Origin of the sequence: Pseudomonas sp. P867, assembly GCF_019891455.1 — a bacterium.
Taxonomy (GTDB): Bacteria; Pseudomonadota; Gammaproteobacteria; order Pseudomonadales; family Pseudomonadaceae; genus Aquipseudomonas; species Aquipseudomonas synxantha_A.
In genome coordinates, this window is sequence record NZ_JAFLXB010000008.1 from 90400 (window position 1) to 111095 (window position 20696).

Consider the following 20696-nt stretch of genomic DNA (forward strand, 5'->3'; position numbering starts at 1 on the left):
AACGGCCGCGGTGGGATTAAGCTGAGCGCCGTTTTTGCCTATCGGAGTGCCCCATGTCCCGCCGCTTGCCGTTGATTTTGCTGCTTGTTGCTCTGCCGTTATGGCTGGCTGCCAGTTATGCCGCACGTTATGGCTTTATGGAGGATGGGCAGTGGGTCGGCCTCTGCGCAGAGGAGGCCAGCCGCTGGGAGTGCCAGGTGCGTGCGAACCTTGGGTTGATGATTCACTTCAAGGTGCTGGGCTGGGCGGCGTTGATCACCTCGGTGTTGGGCTTTTTTGTACCGGGGCGTGCGGGATGGGCGTTGGCAGTAGTGGGGTTGGTGTTCGGGTTGCCGGCACTGGCGTTGTACAACACGACGTTTGCGGTGTTTGCGGTGGTGATTGCGGGATTGCGGTTGGTCAGGAAGCCTGGCTGCGCCTGATGTGGCCTCATCGCAGGCAAGCCAGCTCCCACAGTTGATTGGGTTCACACATTTCTATCTGTGAGCACGGTCAAATGTGGGAGCTGGCTTGCCTGCGATAGCGATCTTAAGCCTTGCGCACTCGCAAGCAACGCCACAAAGCCGCAACCATCAGCACGCTGACCACAGCCCAACCCCAGGCCTGCTGATTCAACAGCCCTTCGCGGTACAACTGCGGCGCAATGCCGGCACCGATAATGAAGGCCAGCAGCGCAATCTCCCGACGCGGCCCGGTCACCGGGCGCACCAGGTACACCAGGGCTGGCAGCACCAGCGCCGCGCTTGGAAAGCTGCGATAACGCGGGTCAAACACCAGCGCCAGCATCATCACCGCCCCCGCAAACCCGGCAATCGCCACCAGCCAGCCAGCGCGTTGCTCCAGCCAGTTGAATGCACGCTCGCGCCAGCCGTCACGGGCGCTGAGGGCCAGGGCGGCGTGGGCCAGCACCAACAGGTTCAAGGCCACCAGCAAGCCTGCCCATACCCATTCATCGTTGAAACGCGCAGTGACGCGGGTCAGTTCGGCCCAGGTGCCGATGGAGCAGGCAGCAACCGCACCGAGCAGTGGCAGGAGCACCGCGGAGCGCTTGCTGCGAATGCGGCCACCGAGCGCCAGGGTACCGAGCAGAATCACGGCGCCTACGCCCAGCCACAACGACCAGTACGGCACATTGGTCACCGGCCCTGCGAGGATGCCCTTGTCCTGGCGGTCTGCATCGAACAGCCCCCAATACCCGCCGACGGCACCTTCACTGGCGCGCTTCCAAGGTTGGTCAAACGCTTCGATCAGGTTGTAGCGCCAGCCATTGGCTTCGGCCATGGCGACAAAGCCGCGCATGAACCTGGCTTCATTCACCCGGCTCGGCACGGCAGTCTCGCGCTGACGGCCTTCGCTGGGCCAACCGGTCTCGCCGATCACGATGTCCTTGGGCGCGAACTTGTGGCCGAAGGTCTGGCGTACGTCGCCTACATGCTTGAGCGCCTGGTCGATGCCGGACGGCTCATCTTCCCAGTACGGCAGCAGGTGAATGGTCAGGAAGTCCACCGCCGGCTCGATTTCCGGGTGTTGCAGCCAGAACTCCCACACATCGGCATAGGTGACCGGTTGCTTGATCTGGCTTTTGACTTGATGGATAAGCGCCACCAGTTGCTTGGCCGTGACTTCCTTGCGCAGCAGCGCCTCGTTGCCGACGATCACCGAAGTGACGATATCGGGATTGGTGTTGGCCGCCGCGATCAGTTCGTTGATTTCTTTCTGGGTCGCCACCGGATCACTGCTGACCCAGGCGCCGGCCATGACCTTCAAACCATGCTTGCGCGCCATGTCCGGCAAGGCTTCCAGGCCGGTCATGGAGTAGGTGCGGATGCATTCAAAGCGTGTGGCCAGCAAGGCCAGGTCGGCATCCATGCGTTCGGGACGCAGCTTGAATGGCTGGTCAAACGGCGACTGGTCCTTGTCGAAGGGCGTGTAGGACGCACACTGCAACTTGTGGCTGGCGCTCGCCACATCCGGCAGCACTACCGGCCGGCCGAGGCCATACCAGTAGCCGGCGAGGGCAAGCACACCAAGGATCAAGGCAAGAAAATAGGGCAGGGCAGGAAAGCGGGCAGTCGCGGGCATGGTCGGCTTATCTGGGGGAGCAAAGGCGCGCATCTTACCCGGATTTGGCGCGTGCCAGTGCGGCTGCATAATTTTGACATGCAAACTTCGGGCGGGATTCTGACGATAACTCCTACAAAACGTCCTGCTGGCGATGTGATGTCGTTTCTTGCTCAACCAAGGTCGCCCACAGAGCAGGGCAAAGGCCTACGCAGGTTGATGATAAAACTGTCAGTACTCCACTGATGCCTCAGCAACCGGATCGATGCGCGTGAAGGGGGCGCGGTGCACCGCATAACAACAGGTTGATGTCGCTCGGCATCCGTCGGGCGCAGCACTTTCGGGGAAGTACATATGAAGATGCGACGACTCTTGGGCGCAGCTGCCACGCTGGTAGTTGCGATGGGCTCCACACTGGTCAGTGCCGACAGCAAAACCCTGAGCATCGGTTACGTGGACGGTTGGTCCGACAGCGTTGCCACGACCCATGTGGCGGCGGAAGTGATCAAGCAAAAGCTCGGTTATGACGTGAAACTGCAAGCGGTCGCCACGGGGATCATGTGGCAGGGCGTCGCCACCGGCAAGCTCGATGCCATGCTGTCTGCCTGGCTGCCGGTGACCCATGGTGAATACTGGACCAAGAACAAGGACAAGGTGGTCGACTACGGCCCCAACTTCAAGGATGCAAAAATTGGCTTGATCGTACCGGAGTACGTCAAGGCCAAATCCATCGAAGACCTCAAGACCGACACCACCTTCAAAAACAAGATCGTCGGCATCGACGCCGGTTCAGGCGTGATGCTCAAGACCGACGACGCCATCAAGCAATACGGCCTGGACTACAAACTGCAAGCCAGCTCGGGCGCGGCGATGATCGCTGAACTGACACGTGCCGAAGACAAGCAGGAATCCATTGCGGTAACCGGTTGGGTGCCCCATTGGATGTTCGCCAAGTGGAAACTGCGTTTCCTGGACGACCCAAAAGGGATTTATGGTGCTGCTGAAACCGTCAACAGCATCGGCAGCAAGGGCCTGGAAAAGAAAGCGCCGGAAGTGGCAGCTTTCCTGAAAAAATTCCAGTGGGCCTCCAAGGACGAAATCGGTGAAGTCATGCTCGCTATCCAGGAAGGCGCCAAACCAGACGCCGCGGCCAAGGATTGGGTGGCCAAGCACCCTGAGCGCGTCGCTGAGTGGACCGCTAAATAAAAGCCACTGATGCACCCCTGTGGGAGGGGGCTTGCTCCCGATAGCGGTAGGTCAGTCACAGATTTTTTGACTGGCACACCGCTATCGGGAGCAAGCCCCCTCCCACATTGGTTTCGCACCGCCTCAAATCTTCCTGCGCTTTGGCCATCCCTCGCTACACTCGATCTACTACTAAGGTCGTCTGGAACCTCTTCCGCAGCCGCATACAGTGGATATGTTCCAAAATAATAAAAAAGCTGTGCTGCGAGGATAAAAACAATGAACGACAGCATTTACCTCTCGATTCAAAACAGCCCGCGTTTCAAGGAGCTGGTCAGGAAAAGGGAAAGATTCGCCTGGATTCTCTCGGCGATCATGCTAGGGCTTTACTCCGCTTTCATCCTGTTGATTGCCTACGGGCCGCAAATACTGGGGGCCAAGATCAGCCCCGGTTCCTCGATTACCTGGGGCATTCCCCTTGGCGTCGGGCTGATTGTGTCTGCCTTCATTCTCACTGGCATCTACGTACGCCGGGCCAACGGCGAATTTGACGACCTGAACAATGCGATTCTCAAGGAGGCTGCGCAATGATCCGGCGTCTATTGGCTATATTCGGCGCTTCGCTGTTTGCTCCGGCCGTCTGGGCGGCGGACGCATTGACCGGTGAAGTGCACAAGCAACCGCTGAACGTCTCGGCCATCGTGATGTTCGTCGCGTTTGTCGGCGCCACCCTGTGCATCACGTATTGGGCGTCCAAGCGCAACAAGTCGGCGGCTGACTACTATGCAGCAGGCGGCAAGATCACGGGTTTCCAGAATGGCTTGGCGATTGCCGGTGACTACATGTCGGCCGCGTCCTTCCTGGGGATTTCCGCGCTAGTGTTCACCTCCGGCTACGATGGCCTGATCTACTCGATCGGCTTTCTGGTGGGCTGGCCGATCATTCTGTTCCTGATCGCCGAGCGCCTGCGTAACCTGGGCAAGTACACCTTTGCCGACGTGGCGTCCTATCGCCTGGGGCAAACCCAGATCCGCAGCCTGTCGGCCTGTGGCTCGCTGGTGGTGGTGGCGTTCTACCTGATCGCGCAGATGGTTGGCGCGGGCAAGTTGATCCAGCTGCTGTTTGGCCTGGATTACCATGTGGCGGTGATTCTGGTCGGCATCCTGATGTGCCTGTACGTGTTGTTCGGCGGCATGTTGGCGACCACCTGGGTGCAGATCATCAAGGCAGTGCTGCTGCTCTCCGGTGCTTCGTTCATGGCGCTGATGGTGATGAAGCACGTCAACTTCGACTTCAACACGCTGTTTGCCGAGGCGATCAAGGTTCACCCTAAAGGTGAAGCGATCATGAGCCCGGGTGGGCTGGTGAAAGACCCGATCTCGGCATTCTCCCTTGGCCTGGCCCTGATGTTCGGTACCGCCGGCCTGCCGCACATCCTGATGCGCTTCTTCACGGTGAGCGATGCCAAGGAAGCACGTAAAAGCGTGCTGTATGCGACCGGCTTCATTGGTTACTTCTACATCCTGACGTTCATTATCGGCTTTGGCGCGATTCTGCTGGTCAGCACCAACCCGGCGTTCAAGGATGCAGCAGGCGCCTTGCTTGGCGGTAACAACATGGCGGCGGTGCACCTGGCCAACGCGGTGGGCGGCAGTATCTTCCTGGGCTTCATCTCGGCCGTGGCCTTCGCCACCATTCTTGCAGTGGTTGCCGGCTTGACGCTGGCCGGCGCTTCGGCGGTGTCCCATGACCTGTATGCCAGCGTGATCAAGAAAGGCAAGGCCAACGAGAAGGATGAAATTCGCGTATCGAAGATCACCACTATCGCCCTGGCGGTGCTGGCGATTGGCTTGGGCATCCTGTTTGAAAGCCAGAACATTGCGTTCATGGTCGGCCTGGCGTTCTCGATTGCCGCCAGCTGTAACTTCCCGGTGTTGCTGCTTTCCATGTACTGGAAAAATCTCACCACCCGTGGCGCCATGATCGGCGGCTGGCTGGGCTTGATCAGTGCCGTGGGCCTGATGATCCTCGGCCCGACCATCTGGGTGTCGATCCTGCACCATGAAAAAGCCATCTTCCCGTACGAGTATCCGGCGCTGTTCTCGATGATCATTGCGTTCATCGGCATCTGGTTCTTCTCCATCACCGACAAATCGGCGGCGGCAGAGAAAGAGCGTGCGCTGTACTTCCCGCAGTTTGTGCGTTCGCAGACTGGCCTGGGGGCGAGTGGGGCGGTTAATCACTAAGTCGTCAGATGCATAAGAGATACCTCGGTCGCAAGGCCGGGGTATTTTTTTGCCTGGGTCTTTTGTGTTGCCTGGGCTGGCCTCATCGCGGGCAAGCCCGGCTCCCACAGGTTGACTGTGTGAACACGATCGACTGTGGGAGCTGGCTTGCCTGCGATGGCGGTAGATCAGGCCACACAAACAAAAACGGCCTCCGCTAAGGGAGGCCGTTCTCATTACAAGCAAACCGCTAAGTGCTTACTTGCGATCTTCCAGCTTGGTAATGTCACGCGACTCGTAGCCGGTGTACAGCTGGCGCGGACGGCCAATCTTGTACGGGCTGGAGAGCATTTCCTTCCAGTGGGAAATCCAGCCCACGGTCCGCGCCAGGGCGAAGATCACGGTGAACATGCTGGTTGGAATGCCGATCGCCTTGAGGATGATCCCCGAGTAGAAGTCGACGTTCGGGTACAGCGAGCGCTCGATGAAGTACGGGTCGGTCAGGGCGATCTCTTCCAGGCGCATGGCCAGTTCGAGTTGCGGATCGTTCTTGATGCCCAGTTCCTTCAGCACTTCGTCGCAGGTCTGCTTCATGACGGTCGCGCGAGGGTCGCGGTTCTTGTAGACCCGGTGACCGAAGCCCATCAGCTTGAATGGATCGTTCTTGTCCTTGGCCTTGGCGATGAACGTGTCGATGTTGGATACATCGCCGATTTCATCGAGCATGGTCAATACGGCTTCGTTCGCACCGCCGTGGGCAGGGCCCCACAGTGCGGCGATACCGGCGGCGATACAGGCAAACGGGTTGGCACCCGAAGAGCCGGCCAGGCGGACGGTAGAAGTGGAGGCGTTTTGTTCATGGTCGGCGTGGAGGATGAAGATCCGGTCCATTGCCTTGGCCAGCACCGGGCTGATCGGTTTGATCTCGCACGGGGTGTTGAACATCATGTGCAGGAAGTTTTCCGCGTACGTCAGATCGTTGCGCGGGTACATCATGGGCTGGCCCATGGAGTACTTGTAAACCATTGCGGCCAGGGTCGGCATCTTGGCAACCAGGCGGATCGCGGAAATTTCGCGATGCTCGGCGTTATTGATGTCCAGGGAGTCATGATAGAAGGCCGACAGGGCACCGACCACGCCGCACATGACGGCCATCGGGTGGGCGTCGCGACGAAAGCCGTTGAAGAAGGTCTTCAACTGCTCGTGAACCATGGTGTGGTTCTTCACGGTGCTGACGAACTGGGCCTTTTGCTCGGCTGTTGGCAATTCGCCATTTAGCAGCAGGTAGCAGGTTTCCAGGTAGTCCGACTTTTCAGCCAGTTGTTCGATCGGGTAGCCGCGATGAAGCAGAATGCCATTGTCACCATCGATATAGGTGATCTTCGACTCGCAGGAAGCGGTCGACATGAAGCCTGGGTCGAAAGTAAAACGGCCCGTGGCCGTCAGGCCCCGTACGTCGATAACATCGGGACCAACGGTGCCGGTTAAAATGGGCAGCTCGACGGGGGCTGCGCCCTCGATGATCAACTGCGCTTTTTTGTCAGCCATGTGGCCTCCTATTTATGCTTCAAATCATCAGACAGACCCCCCACGCAGGGCCCGCACCACTATATTGATATAAATCCAGATGTCAATTTGCCTAAAGTCTTGCGCCAGAAGGCTTTAACCGTACTTTTTCGTCGAAATTGCCTGCCATTTACGCCTTTTATCCCGCCAGCGCAATCAGCTATTAGGGTGAGGTGTGCGCGTTGTCATTAGTAACCTAACTGTCTATACTCGGCCACCGACCGCCAAGGGCTTTTGGGCTTGCTTTCATTGGGGGTCGCACTCCCTGGGTGGTGCTTACCTGACCAGTCGCACTCCCCAACAACTTTGCCCTGATTGTTAGGGGCTCTTCAGTGTGAAAAAAAGCCGTGAATAGCCAACGACCTGTAAACCTAGACCTAAGGACCATCAAACTCCCCATCACCGGCGTTACGTCGTTCCTGCACCGTGTTTCCGGCATCATCCTGTTCCTGGGCTTGGGCATCATGCTTTATGCATTGAGCAAATCCCTGGGTTCCGAGGAAGGTTACGCCGAGGTGAAGGCATGCTTGACCAGCCCGCTGGCCAAGTTCGTAGCATGGGGCCTCCTGTCCTCTCTTCTGTATCACCTGGTAGCCGGTGTGCGCCACTTGATCATGGACATGGGCATCGGTGAGACGCTGGAAGGCGGCCGCCTGGGCTCGAAAATCATCATCGCCATTTCCGTGGTGCTGATCGTTCTGGCAGGAGTTTGGATATGGTAACCAGCGTAACGAATCTGTCGCGTTCGGGCCTCTATGACTGGATGGCACAGCGTGTGTCTGCGGTCGTTCTCGCGGCTTATTTCATTTTTCTGATCGGATACCTCGTCGCAAACCCGGGCATCGGCTATGAGCAGTGGCACGGCCTGTTTTCCCACAATGCGATGCGAATCTTCAGTCTGCTGGCCCTTGTAGCCCTGGGCGCACACGCCTGGGTTGGCATGTGGACCATTGCGACCGACTACCTGACGCCTATGGCGCTTGGCAAGTCCGCGACTGCAGTACGTTTCCTCTTCCAGGCAGTATGCGGCGTCGCGATGTTCGCTTACTTCGTCTGGGGTGTGCAGATTCTTTGGGGTATCTGATTCATGGCTAACATTCCAACTATTTCATTCGACGCCATCATTATTGGTGGCGGCGGTGCGGGCATGCGTGCTGCGCTGCAGCTGGCTCAGGGTGGTCACAAGACTGCCGTGATCACCAAGGTGTTCCCGACGCGCTCCCACACCGTATCGGCCCAGGGTGGCATCACCTGCGCCATCGCCTCCGCCGACCCGAACGATGACTGGCGCTGGCACATGTACGATACCGTCAAGGGTTCCGACTACATCGGTGACCAGGACGCTATCGAGTACATGTGTCAGGAAGGCCCGGCCGCAGTGTTCGAGCTGGACCACATGGGTCTGCCGTTCTCGCGTACCGAGCAAGGTCGTATCTACCAGCGTCCATTCGGCGGCCAGTCGAAGGATTACGGTAAAGGCGGGCAGGCTGCCCGTACTTGCGCTGCGTCCGACCGTACCGGTCACGCGCTGTTGCACACCCTTTATCAGGGCAACCTGAAAGCCGGTACCACGTTCCTGAACGAGTACTACGCTGTTGATCTGGTGAAGAACGGCAAGGGCGAGTTCGTCGGCGTGATCGCCATCTGCATCGAAACCGGTGAAACCACCTACATCCGCGCCAAGGCTACCGTGCTGGCGACTGGCGGTGCAGGCCGTATCTACGCCTCGACCACCAATGCCCTGATCAACACCGGTGACGGCGTCGGCATGGCACTGCGTGCTGGCGTACCGGTGCAAGACATCGAAATGTGGCAGTTCCACCCCACCGGCATCGCCGGCGCCGGTGTACTGGTAACCGAAGGTTGCCGTGGTGAAGGTGGTTACCTGATCAACAAGCACGGCGAGCGTTTCATGGAGCGTTATGCTCCGAACGCCAAAGACCTGGCTGGTCGTGACGTCGTGGCCCGTTCGATGGTTAAAGAGATCATCGCCGGTAACGGTTGTGGCCCGAATGGTGACCACGTACTGCTCAAACTCGATCACCTCGGTGAAGAAGTGCTGCACAGCCGCCTGCCAGGTATCTGCGAACTGTCCAAGACCTTTGCTCACGTTGATCCAGTGGTTGCTCCGGTTCCGGTTGTTCCGACCTGCCACTATATGATGGGCGGCGTACCGACCAACATTCACGGCCAGGCGATCACCCAGAATGCCGAAGGCGTGGACGAGATCATCCATGGTCTGTTCGCGGTAGGTGAAGTGGCTTGTGTATCGGTTCACGGTGCCAACCGCCTGGGCGGCAACTCGTTGCTCGACCTGGTAGTGTTCGGTCGCGCGGCCGGCCTGCATCTGGAAAAGGCGCTGACCGACGGCATCGAATACGATGACGCCACCGACGCCAACATCGAAGCGGCCCTGGCGCGCCTGAACGCTCTGAACGAGCGCACAGATGGCGAAGACGTGGCAACCCTGCGTCGCGAGCTGCAAAACTGCATGCAGAACTACTTCGGTGTGTTCCGTACCGGCGAATACATGCAGAAAGGTATCGCCCAGTTGGCTGACCTGCGCAAGCGTATCGCCAACGTCAAGATCAACGATAAGAGCCAGGCGTTCAACACCGCTCGTATCGAAGCCCTTGAGCTGCAAAACCTGCTGGAAGTGGCTGAAGCGACGGCGATCGCCGCCGAGGTTCGTAAAGAATCCCGTGGTGCTCACGCTCGTGAAGACTTTGAAGATCGCGATGACGAAAACTGGTTGTGCCACACCCTGTACTTCCCGGGTGACAAGCGCGTAACCAAGCGTGCCGTGAACTTCTCGCCGAAGACGGTGCCGACGTTTGAACCGAAGATTCGGACTTACTAAGGGTGGCTGCCATGTTGAAAGTCAGTGTTTATCGCTACAACCCTGATCAGGACGCTGCGCCGTTCATGCAGGAGTTCCAGGTCGATACCGGTGGTAAAGACCTGATGGTGCTGGATGTACTGGCACTGATCAAAGAGCAGGACGAAGGTTTCTCCTATCGTCGCTCTTGCCGTGAGGGTGTTTGCGGCTCCGACGGCATGAACATCAACGGCAAGAATGGCCTGGCGTGCATCACGCCGCTGTCTGCTGTTGTCAAAGGCAACAAGCTGATCGTTCGTCCTCTGCCAGGTTTGCCGGTTATCCGTGACCTGGTCGTCGATATGAGCATCTTCTACAAGCAATACGAGAAAGTTAAGCCGTTCTTGCAGAATGACACGCCGGCTCCGGCCATCGAGCGTCTGCAATCCCCGGAAGAGCGCGAGAAGCTCGACGGTCTGTACGAGTGCATCCTGTGTGCTTGCTGCTCGACGTCGTGCCCGTCTTTCTGGTGGAACCCGGACAAATTCCTGGGTCCAGCTGCACTGCTGCAAGCGTACCGCTTCCTGGCAGACAGCCGTGACACCAAGACGTCCGAGCGTCTGGCTTCGCTGGATGACCCGTTCAGCGTATTCCGCTGCCGCGGGATCATGAACTGCGTCAACGTATGCCCCAAAGGCCTGAACCCGACTAAGGCCATTGGTCACATCCGTAACATGCTGCTGCACAGCGGCGTGTAACTGACGTTGTAGTAAAGCAGGACCGTTGTGCCCGTAAATGCTGCGGCGCAGGCTTCAACCGGCGCCGTAGTTTTAACTTGAGCAGCGACTTACAAAGCCGCGGCTCTTATTTTGAAGAAATGAGACAAGCAGGGGCATTCGGGTTGGTACCCGAACTATCAGCGTGATCCTAAGTGGCTTGTTTTGGTCGCTGCACTTGGCCTTTTGCAAGCAAACTCGGTGTTTTCGCCGGTGGTGTCCCCAAATCGAGGGTGACCAAGCATGCAAGAAAGCGTGATGCAGCGCATGTGGAACAGCGGCTATCTTTCAGGTGGTAACGCTGCCTATGTGGAAGAGCTTTATGAGCTCTACCTGCACGACCCTAACGCTGTGCCAGAAGAATGGCGCACCAAATTTCAGACGTTGTCTTCAGACGGCAACGCTGCCACCGATGTATCGCACGCAACAATTCGCGATCAGTTCGTGCTGCTGGCAAAGAACCAGCGCCGCGCCCAACCGGTTTCCGCCGGCAGCGTGAGCAGTGAGCACGAGAAGAAGCAAGTTGAAGTACTGCGACTGATCCAGGCCTACCGTATGCGTGGCCACCAGGCAGCCCAGCTTGACCCGCTGGGGCTGTGGCAGCGTCCTGCACCTGCAGACCTGTCGATCAATCATTACGGCTTGACCAATGCCGATCTTGATACGACCTTCCGTGCCGGCGACCTGTTCATCGGCAAAGAGGAAGCGAGCCTACGCGAAATTCACGAAGCGTTGCAGCAGACATATTGCCGCACCATCGGCGCTGAATTCACGCACATCACCGATTCCGAGCAGCGCCAGTGGTTCCAGCACCGCCTGGAAGGCGTGCGTGGCCGTCCGGTCTTGTCCGCCGATGTCCGCAGCCACTTGCTGGAGCGCGTGACCGCGGCCGAGGGCCTCGAGAAATACCTGGGTACCAAATACCCGGGCACCAAGCGTTTCGGCCTGGAAGGCGGCGAAAGCCTGATTCCGATGCTCGACGAGCTGATCCAGCGTTCCGGTTCCTACGGCACCAAGGAAATCGTGATCGGCATGGCTCACCGTGGTCGCCTGAACGTGTTGGTCAACACCTTCGGCAAGAACCCGCGCGAGCTGTTCGACGAGTTCGAAGGCAAGAAGAAGGTCGAGCTGGGTTCCGGTGACGTTAAATACCACCAGGGCTTCTCGTCCAACGTGATGACCACCGGCGGTGAAGTTCACCTGGCCATGGCGTTCAACCCATCCCACCTGGAAATCGTTTCGCCAGTGGTCGAGGGTTCGGTACGTGCGCGCCAGGATCGTCGTAACGATGCCACCGGTGAGAAGGTTCTGCCGATTTCCATCCACGGTGACGCGGCATTCGCCGGTCAAGGCGTGGTCCTGGAAACGTTCCAGATGTCGCAGACTCGCGGCTTCAAGACCGGCGGTACCGTTCACATCGTCATCAACAACCAGGTCGGCTTCACCATCAGCAACCCGTTGGACGCGCGTTCCACCGAGTACGCCACCGATGTTGCCAAGATGATCCAGGCGCCGATCCTCCATGTGAATGGCGATGATCCGGAAGCCGTGCTGTTCGTGACCCAACTGGCAGTCGACTACCGCATGCAGTTCAAGCGTGACGTGGTGATCGACCTGGTTTGCTACCGCCGTCGCGGTCACAACGAAGCGGACGAGCCAAGCGGCACCCAGCCGTTGATGTACCAGCAGATCACCAAGCAGCGCACCACCCGTGAGCTGTACGCCGAAAGCCTGACCAAGGCCGGCGTGGTTGACGATGCGCGTGTTCAGGCGAAAGTCGATGAATACCGCAACGCGCTGGACAATGGCCTGCATGTAGTGAAAAGCCTGGTCAAGGAGCCGAACAAAGAGTTGTTCGTTGACTGGCGTCCGTACCTGGGCCACACCTGGACTGCACGTCACGATACATCCTTCGATTTGAAGACGTTGCAGGAACTGTCCGCCAAGCTGCTGGAAATTCCCGAAGGCTTCGTCGTACAGCGCCAGGTGGCGAAGATCTACGAAGATCGTCAGAAGATGCAAGCCGGCGGCCTGCCGATCAACTGGGGTTACGCCGAAACCATGGCGTACGCGACCCTGGCGTTCGAAGGTCACCCAATCCGCATGACCGGCCAGGACATCGGCCGCGGTACGTTCTCGCACCGTCATGCTGTATTGCACAACCAGAAAGACGCGGGCACCTACATCCCGTTGCAGAACCTGTACGAAGGCCAGCCACGTTTCGACCTGTACGATTCGTTCCTGTCCGAAGAAGCCGTACTGGCGTTCGAATACGGCTACTCCACCACCACGCCTAATGCGCTGGTGATCTGGGAAGCCCAGTTCGGCGACTTCGCCAACGGTGCCCAGGTGGTTATCGACCAGTTCATCACCAGCGGCGAGCACAAGTGGGGCCGCCTGTGCGGTCTGACCATGCTGCTGCCACACGGTTATGAAGGCCAGGGTCCGGAGCACTCTTCGGCCCGTCTGGAGCGTTACCTGCAATTGTGCGCCGAGCACAACATCCAGGTGTGCGTGCCGACCACCCCGGCGCAGATCTACCACTTGCTGCGTCGCCAGGTGATCCGACCGCTGCGCAAGCCGCTGGTCGTGCTGACCCCGAAATCGCTGTTGCGTCACAAACTGGCCGTTTCGACCCTGGAAGATCTGGCCCAAGGTTCGTTCCAGACCGTGATTCCAGAGATCGATACACTGGACGCCGCCAAGGTCACTCGCCTGATCCTGTGCAGCGGCAAGGTCTACTACGATCTGTTGGAAAAACGCCGTGCCGAAGGCCGCGAAGACATCGCCATCGTGCGTATCGAGCAGCTTTACCCGTTCCCGGAAGATGACCTCATGGAGATCATCGCGCCTTACACCAACCTCACGAACGTGGTGTGGTGTCAGGAAGAACCGATGAACCAGGGCGCCTGGTACAGCAGCCAGCATCATCTGCGTCGCAGCATCGGCAACCACAACAAGGCCCTGGTCCTTGAGTACGCCGGTCGTGATGCTTCTGCTGCACCTGCGTGTGGCTATGCGTCGATGCACGCCGAGCAGCAGGAAAAACTGCTGCAAGATGCTTTCACTGTTTAACGCCTTCGCGCTGACTGAAACCGAATTTTAAGGACCTACAGATAATGGCTATCGAAATCAAAGCCCCGTCATTCCCGGAATCGGTTGCCGATGGCACCGTTGCCACCTGGCACAAGAAACCAGGCGAGGCCGTCAAGCGTGACGACCTGATCGTCGACATCGAGACTGACAAAGTCGTACTGGAAGTGTTGGCCGAAGCTGACGGCGTGCTGGGCGCGATCGTGGCTGAAGAGGGCGCTACCGTTCTGTCGAACCAGGTACTGGGTTCGATCGAAGAGGGCAGCGCTGCTGCAGCTCCTGCTCCTGCCGCCGCTGCTGCTGCACCGGCTGCTTCGGCGCCTGCCGCTGCACCGGCAGCCGGTGGCGAAGATCCAATCGCTGCACCAGCTGCGCGTCAACTGGCTGAAGAGAACGGCATCAACCTGGCTTCCATCAAGGGCACCGGCAAAGACGGCCGCGTGACCAAGGAAGACGTGGTTGCTGCGGTTGAAGCCAAGAAGAACGCTCCGGCTGCCGCGCCTGCCAAGGCTGCTGCTCCAGCGGCTGCCGCCCCGGTGTTCGCTGCCGGCGACCGTACCGAGAAGCGCGTACCGATGACTCGCGTGCGTGCCACCGTGGCCAAGCGCCTGGTTGAAGCGCAGTCGAACATGGCGATGCTGACCACGTTCAACGAAGTCGACATGACCGAAGTCATGGCCCTGCGCTCCAAGTACAAGGACCTGTTCGAGAAGTCCCACAACGGCGTGCGCCTGGGCTTCATGTCGTTCTTCGTGAAAGCGGCCACCGAAGCACTCAAGCGCTTCCCGGCAGTCAACGCTTCCATCGACGGCGGCGACATCGTTTACCACGGCTATGCAGATATCGGCGTTGCCGTGTCCAGCGACCGTGGCCTGGTGGTTCCAGTGCTGCGTAACGCCGAGCTGATGAGCCTGGCCGAAATCGAAGGCGGCATCGCCGGCTTCGGCAAGAAAGCCCGTGACGGCAAGCTGACCATCGACGAGATGACCGGCGGTACCTTCACCATCACTAACGGTGGTACCTTCGGTTCGATGATGTCGACGCCGATCGTCAACCCACCGCAAGCCGCGATCCTGGGCATGCACAACATCATCCAGCGTCCGATGGCCATCAACGGCCAGGTCGTGATCCGCCCAATGATGTACCTGGCATTGTCTTACGATCACCGCCTGATCGATGGTAAAGAAGCCGTGACGTTCCTGGTGACCATCAAGAACCTGCTGGAAGACCCGGCTCGCCTGCTCCTGGACATCTGATAGAAGCAGCTGCAAGTTGCGAGCTACAAGCTGTAGGAAAAAGCAGCTTGGCTTGCAGCTTGTGGCTAGAAGCTTGTCGCAAATAGAGGATCTATTTTCATGACACAGAAATTTGACGTTGTAGTGATTGGTGCAGGCCCTGGCGGCTATGTTGCCGCCATCAAGGCTGCGCAACTGGGCCTCTCGACTGCTTGCATCGAAAAGTACACCGACAAGGAAGGCAAGCTGGCGCTGGGCGGTACCTGCCTGAACGTTGGTTGCATTCCTTCCAAGGCGCTGCTGGACAGCTCCTGGAAATTCCACGAAGCCCAAGACGGCTTCGCGATCCACGGCATCAACCATGCTGGCGTGACCATGGACGTGCCAGCAATGGTCGGCCGTAAAGCCAACATCGTCAAAGGCCTGACTTCCGGCGTTGCCACCTTGTTCAAGGCCAACGGTGTGACTTCCATTCAGGGTCACGGCAAGCTGCTGGCCGGCAAGAAAGTCGAAGTCACCAAGCCAGACGGTTCGGTTGAAGTCATCGAAGCCGAAAACGTGATCCTGGCTCCTGGCTCGCGTCCAATCGACATTCCGCCTGCTCCAGTTGACAACAACGTGATCGTTGATTCGACTGGCGCCCTGGAATTCCAGGCTGTGCCTAAGCGCCTGGGCGTGATCGGCGCTGGCGTAATCGGTCTGGAACTGGGTTCGGTATGGTCCCGTCTGGGCGCTGAAGTCACCGTGCTGGAAGCCCTGGACACGTTCCTGCTGGCGGCCGACACTGCAGTCTCCAAAGAGGCGCTGAAAACCCTGACCAAACAAGGTCTGGACATCAAGCTCGGCGCCCGTGTCACCGGCTCCAAGGTCAACGGCGAAGAAGTCGTGGTGACCTACACCGATAAAGACGGCGAGCAGACCATCACCTTCGACAAGCTGATCGTTGCCGTTGGTCGCCGTCCAGTGACCAACGACCTGCTGGCTTCCGACAGCGGCGTGAACATCGACGAGCGTGGCTTCATCCACGTTGACGATCACTGCGCAACCACCGTACCGGGCGTATATGCGATCGGCGACGTGGTTCGTGGCATGATGCTGGCCCACAAGGCTTCCGAGGAAGGCATCATGGTCGTCGAGCGCATCAAGGGTCACAAGACCCAGATGAACTACGACCTGATCCCGTCGGTTATCTACACCCACCCGGAAATCGCATGGGTCGGCAAGAACGAACAGCAGTTGAAAGCTGAAGGCGTTGAAGTTAACGTCGGCACCTTCCCGTTTGCCGCTTCCGGCCGTGCCATGGCAGCCAACGACACCGGTGGTTTTGTCAAAGTCATCGCTGATGCCAAGACTGACCGCGTATTGGGCGTCCACGTGATTGGCCCAAGCGCTGCAGAACTGGTTCAGCAAGGCGCGATCGGTATGGAATTCGGCACCAGTGCCGAGGACCTGGGTATGATGGTCTTCTCCCATCCGACCCTGTCCGAAGCGTTGCACGAAGCAGCGTTGGCAGTGAATGGCGGTGCCATCCACATCGCCAACAAGAAGAAGCGCTAAGCGAGATAATAAGAAACCACGGCGGAGTTGCCCGTCGTGAGCCTTGCGCGCAAGACTCACCGCGGAATATCCGCTGGACGCAGCCTTGCGCAGCTTTACGGGCCATAAGCCCCGCAAGTTGCGCAAGCAGCAGTCACAGGTGGTGCGGCACTCATAATGAGCGCAGCGCCGAATGCGCAGTACCTAACGAAGACGGTAAAAAGCATGAATCTTCACGAGTATCAGGGTAAGCAGCTGTTCGCTGAATACGGCCTGCCAGTTTCCAAGGGCTACGCAGTAGACACCCCGGAAGCAGCAGCAGAAGCTTGCGACAAAATCGGTGGCAGCGAGTGGGTTGTCAAAGCCCAGGTCCACGCCGGTGGTCGCGGTAAAGCGGGCGGCGTTAAGCTGGTTCGCAGCAAAGAAGACGCCAAGGCCTTCGCACAGCAGTGGCTGGGCAAGCGTCTGGTGACTTACCAGACTGATGCCAATGGCCAGCCAGTCACCAAGATCCTGGTTGAATCGTGCACTGATATCGCTAAAGAGCTGTACCTGGGCGCTGTCGTTGACCGTTCGAGCCGTCGCATCGTGTTCATGGCTTCCACCGAAGGTGGCGTGGACATCGAGAAAATCGCTCACGAAACCCCAGAAAAAATTCTGAAGGCCACTATCGATCCACTGGTTGGCGCACAGCCGTTCCAGGGTCGTGAACTGGCGTTCCAGCTGGGTCTGGAAGGCAAGCAAGTTGCCCAGTTCGCCAAGATCTTCGTAGGTCTGGCCAAACTGTTCCAGGATCACGATCTGGCCCTGCTGGAAGTGAACCCGCTGGTGATCAAGGCTGACGGCGATCTGCATTGCCTTGATGCCAAGATCAACATCGACGCCAACGCCATGTACCGTCAGCCTAAGCTGAAGACTTTCCACGATCCGTCGCAAGACGATCCGCGCGAAGCGCACGCTGCCAAGTTCGAACTGAACTACGTGGCCCTGGAAGGCAACATCGGCTGCATGGTCAACGGTGCCGGCCTGGCCATGGGTACCATGGACATCGTCAACCTGCATGGCGGCAAGCCAGCCAACTTCCTCGACGTAGGTGGTGGCGCTACCAAGGAACGCGTTACCGAAGCGTTCAAGATCATCCTGTCCGACTCCAACGTCGCAGCAGTACTGGTCAACATCTTCGGCGGCATCGTTCGTTGCGACATGATTGCCGAAGGCATCATCGGTGCAGTGAAAGAAGTCGGCGTTAAAATCCCGGTTGTTGTTCGCCTTGAAGGTAACAACGCTGAACTGGGCGCTAAAGTACTGGCAGAAAGCGGTTTGAACATCATCGCGGCTACCAGCCTGACCGACGCTGCTCAACAAGTTGTCAAAGCTGCGGAGGGCAAGTAATGAGCGTCCTGATCAATAAAGACACCAAAGTTATCTGCCAGGGTATTACCGGTTCGCAAGGTAGTTTCCACACCCAGCAAGCCATTGAATACGGCACTCAGATGGTTGGTGGCGTAACTCCGGGCAAAGGCGGCACCGAGCACCTGGGCCTGCCAGTGTTCAACACCGTGAAAGAAGCGGTAGAAGCCACTGGCGCCACTGCCAGCGTGATCTACGTTCCAGCTCCTTTCTGCAAGGACTCGATCCTGGAAGCGGCATTCGGCGGCATCAAGCTGATCGTGTGCATCACCGAAGGCATTCCTACCCTGGACATGCTGGACGCTAAAGTTAAGTGCGACGAACTGGGTGTAGTCCTGATCGGCCCTAACTGCCCAGGCGTGATCACTCCAGGCGAATGCAAGATCGGCATCATGCCAGGTCACATTCACTTGCCAGGCAAGGTCGGTATCGTTTCCCGTTCCGGCACCCTGACCTACGAAGCTGTGAAGCAGACCACTGACGCCGGTTTCGGTCAGTCGACTTGCGTCGGCATCGGCGGTGACCCGATCCCAGGCTCCAACTTCATCGACATCCTGAAGCTGTTCCAGGAAGACCCGAAGACCGAAGCGATCGTGATGATCGGTGAGATCGGCGGTTCGGCTGAAGAAGAAGCGGCTGCCTACATCAAGGCACACGTGACCAAGCCGGTTGTTTCCTACATCGCTGGTGTGACTGCCCCTGCGGGTAAGCGCATGGGCCATGCTGGCGCAATCATCTCTGGCGGCAAAGGCACTGCAGACGAGAAGTTCGCTGCACTGCAAGACGCAGGTGTGAAAACCGTGCGTTCGCTGGCAGACATCGGCAAGGCCCTGGCCGAGCTGACCGGTTGGGCTGTCAAGTAAGCCTCGCGCTTAGCTGACGCTTCACCACACAAAGGCCACCTTCGGGTGGCCTTTGTGCATTCTGAAATAGAGTGAGGATGTACTTGGTCCCGTGTGGGAGCTGGCTTGCCTGCGATGCAGGCACCTCGGTGCATCAGACACATCGAGTCGATGCCATCGCAGGCAAGCCAGCTCCCACAGGGGCCAGCATTGCCCAATTAAGTATGAAAACGCGACATTCAAATGTCGCTTATCGGACAGTTCGCCCCGCAACAGTGCGTTTGTCAGCCTGATTCTGTACTCTAGCCGCCTCTTTATGCGTCCGCATCCCAAAAGGAAGCTGCGCGCTAGACCGGTCGGTCCCCATAAGGGCCGGCAGCATTTCCCTCATCCATAGGGAAGCCCTCTCTAAATTCCGATTCAGTAGTGTGGTATTTCCTCAAATGAAAGTGTTGAAAAGCCAGGATATCCTGGCGCTGGGCTTTATGACCTTTGCTCTGTTCGTGGGCGCTGGCAACATCATCTTCCCGCCTATCGTGGGTTTGCAGTCCGGGCCCCATGTCTGGATGGCGGCGCTTGGCTTTTTGATCACCGCGGTCGGTTTGCCGGTGGTCACCGTGATTGCCCTGGCCAAGGTCGGTGGTGGCATGGATGCGCTGAGCAGCCCGATCGGCAAGATCGCCGGTGGCCTGCTGGCGGCGGCGGCGTACCTGGCGGTGGGGCCGCTGTTCGCTACCCCGCGTACTGCGACCGTGTCATTCGAAGTGGGCCTGGCGCCACTGACCGGTGAAAGCCCGTTGGCGCTGTTCCTCTACAGCTCGGTGTATTTCCTGGTGGTGTTCTTTGTGTCCCTGTACCCAGGTCGACTGCTGGATACCGTGGGCCGCTTCCTCGCGCCGCTGAAGATCATCGCCCTGGCCATCCTCGGCATTGCCGCGTTTGCCTTGCCGGCCGGTGAAGTGGGCGTCGCTACGCCGGAATACGTGGCCGCACCGTTCTCCCAGGGCTTTATCAATGGTTATCTGACCATGGATACGCTGGGTGCGCTGGTGTTCGGCATCGTGATCGTCAACGCGATCCGTTCACGGGGTGTCGAGTCGCCCCAATTGATCACCCGTTACGCCATTATCGCCGGCCTGATTGCCGGCGTGGGCCTGGCGCTGGTGTACATCAGCCTGTTCCGCCTGGGTTCGGGCAGCCATGCCGTGGCTGCCGGTGCCAGCAACGGCGCAGCCGTACTGCACGCTTATGTGCAACACACCTTCGGCTCCCTGGGCAGCGGCTTCCTCGCCGTGCTGATCTCCCTGGCGTGCCTGGTCACTGCCGTCGGCCTGACCTGCGCCTGCGCCGAGTACTTCAGCAAAATCCTGCCGCTGTCCTACAAGACACTGGTGGTGATTCTGGCGTTGTTCTCGCTGTTCGTGTCCAACCTGGGCCTGACCAAACTGATCGCGTTCTCGATTCCGGTGCTTACAGCGATCTACCCGCCGTGCATCGTGCTGGTAGCCCTGAGTTTCTGCAAAGGCTTCTGGCAGGAACAGGGCCGTATCGTCGGCCCGGTGATGTTGGTGTCATTCATCTTTGGTTGTATCGACGCACTCAAGGGCGCGGGCCTGGCGGGTTGGATGCCTACACAATTGGCAAACTTGCCGCTGAGCGAGCAAGGCTTGGCGTGGTTGGTGCCATCAGTGATGACGCTGGTGGTGGCCGTGGTGATCGATCGTATGCTGGGCAAGCGTAGCGAAGCCGTCGCATAACCCGCGGTTTGTGCTGCACTGAAATGCCCCGTATCAAACGATACGGGGCATTTTTTTTGAGTCGATGGCAGTGTCTTTTTTTTGGGGATGGCGTCAAAAATCTCAAGTTGAAAACACCGGTCGGTGTGGGAGCTGGCTTGCCTGCGATGGCGGTACATCGGTTGGCGCGGTGGTGACTGCAAAGACGCTATC

At 58.6% G+C, this 20696-nt stretch carries 16 protein-coding genes; 14 read left to right on the forward strand and 2 right to left on the reverse strand.

The window, feature by feature from the left end; genetic code table 11:
• The first annotated feature begins 53 nt into the window (after positions 1-53).
• Positions 54-422 carry a hypothetical protein gene (locus J1G33_RS16355; RefSeq protein WP_148852278.1) on the forward strand — a complete coding sequence of 123 codons (369 nt, stop codon included), beginning with the start codon at positions 54-56 and terminating at the stop codon, positions 420-422.
• A 106-nt stretch (positions 423-528) separates the two neighbouring features.
• Here J1G33_RS16355 and J1G33_RS16360 read toward each other — a convergent pair whose 3' ends face one another.
• A complete protein-coding gene (locus tag J1G33_RS16360; protein ID WP_103735079.1) occupies positions 529-2082 on the reverse strand; it encodes a glycosyl hydrolase family 17 protein in 1554 nt (517 codons plus the stop codon).
• A gap of 333 nt (positions 2083-2415) precedes the next feature.
• Here J1G33_RS16360 and J1G33_RS16365 point away from each other — a divergent pair, with 333 nt between their 5' ends.
• The 3 genes from J1G33_RS16365 (at position 2416) to J1G33_RS16375 (ending at position 5492) form a co-directional block, all read left to right on the forward strand.
• Positions 2416-3267 carry a glycine betaine ABC transporter substrate-binding protein gene (locus J1G33_RS16365; RefSeq protein WP_032877092.1) on the forward strand — a complete coding sequence of 284 codons (852 nt, stop codon included), beginning with the start codon at positions 2416-2418 and terminating at the stop codon, positions 3265-3267.
• 258 nt (positions 3268-3525) lie between these two features.
• Complete coding sequence (locus tag J1G33_RS16370) at positions 3526-3837, forward strand: DUF485 domain-containing protein (protein ID WP_005786564.1); 312 nt, start codon at positions 3526-3528, stop codon at positions 3835-3837.
• On the forward strand, positions 3834-5492 hold the full coding sequence (locus tag J1G33_RS16375) for a cation acetate symporter (RefSeq protein WP_005786566.1): 1659 nt from the start codon (positions 3834-3836) through the stop codon (positions 5490-5492). The genes J1G33_RS16370 and J1G33_RS16375 overlap by 4 nt, the downstream gene beginning before the upstream one ends.
• Before the next feature lie 237 nt (positions 5493-5729).
• Here the strand turns inward: J1G33_RS16375 and gltA are convergent, their stop codons facing one another.
• On the reverse strand, positions 5730-7019 hold the full coding sequence (gltA, locus tag J1G33_RS16380) for a citrate synthase (RefSeq protein ID WP_005786568.1): 1290 nt from the start codon (positions 7017-7019) through the stop codon (positions 5730-5732).
• Positions 7020-7384: 365 nt separating this feature from the next.
• Here gltA and sdhC point away from each other — a divergent pair, with 365 nt between their 5' ends.
• From sdhC to brnQ, 10 genes are all read left to right on the forward strand, one after another.
• Positions 7385-7759, forward strand: a complete 375-nt coding sequence (sdhC, locus tag J1G33_RS16385) for a succinate dehydrogenase, cytochrome b556 subunit (protein WP_003190005.1) — start codon at positions 7385-7387, stop codon at positions 7757-7759.
• Positions 7753-8121, forward strand: coding sequence for a succinate dehydrogenase, hydrophobic membrane anchor protein (sdhD, locus tag J1G33_RS16390; protein ID WP_003172805.1), 369 nt, complete (start codon positions 7753-7755; stop codon positions 8119-8121). The genes sdhC and sdhD overlap by 7 nt, the downstream gene beginning before the upstream one ends.
• Before the next feature lie 3 nt (positions 8122-8124).
• Complete coding sequence (sdhA, locus tag J1G33_RS16395; protein WP_005786572.1) at positions 8125-9897, forward strand: succinate dehydrogenase flavoprotein subunit; 1773 nt, start codon at positions 8125-8127, stop codon at positions 9895-9897.
• A gap of 11 nt (positions 9898-9908) precedes the next feature.
• Entirely contained in the window at positions 9909-10613 is a 705-nt protein-coding gene (locus J1G33_RS16400) for a succinate dehydrogenase iron-sulfur subunit (RefSeq protein ID WP_005786573.1), read from the forward strand.
• Positions 10614-10874: 261 nt separating this feature from the next.
• Complete coding sequence (locus tag J1G33_RS16405) at positions 10875-13706, forward strand: 2-oxoglutarate dehydrogenase E1 component (RefSeq protein ID WP_005786575.1); 2832 nt, start codon at positions 10875-10877, stop codon at positions 13704-13706.
• 44 nt (positions 13707-13750) lie between these two features.
• Positions 13751-14980 (forward strand): 2-oxoglutarate dehydrogenase complex dihydrolipoyllysine-residue succinyltransferase, encoded by a 1230-nt coding sequence (odhB, locus tag J1G33_RS16410; RefSeq protein ID WP_032877091.1) that lies wholly within the window; start codon positions 13751-13753, stop codon positions 14978-14980.
• Between the two features lie 99 nt (positions 14981-15079).
• Positions 15080-16516, forward strand: a complete 1437-nt coding sequence (lpdA, locus tag J1G33_RS16415) for a dihydrolipoyl dehydrogenase (RefSeq protein ID WP_005786578.1) — start codon at positions 15080-15082, stop codon at positions 16514-16516.
• A gap of 204 nt (positions 16517-16720) precedes the next feature.
• Positions 16721-17887 (forward strand): ADP-forming succinate--CoA ligase subunit beta, encoded by a 1167-nt coding sequence (gene sucC, locus J1G33_RS16420; protein ID WP_003190011.1) that lies wholly within the window; start codon positions 16721-16723, stop codon positions 17885-17887.
• Positions 17887-18768, forward strand: a complete 882-nt coding sequence (gene sucD, locus J1G33_RS16425) for a succinate--CoA ligase subunit alpha (RefSeq protein ID WP_003190013.1) — start codon at positions 17887-17889, stop codon at positions 18766-18768. The genes sucC and sucD overlap by 1 nt, the downstream gene beginning before the upstream one ends.
• Positions 18769-19190: 422 nt before the next feature.
• Positions 19191-20504, forward strand: a complete 1314-nt coding sequence (brnQ, locus tag J1G33_RS16430; RefSeq protein ID WP_005786584.1) for a branched-chain amino acid transport system II carrier protein — start codon at positions 19191-19193, stop codon at positions 20502-20504.
• Positions 20505-20696 lie beyond the last annotated feature (192 nt).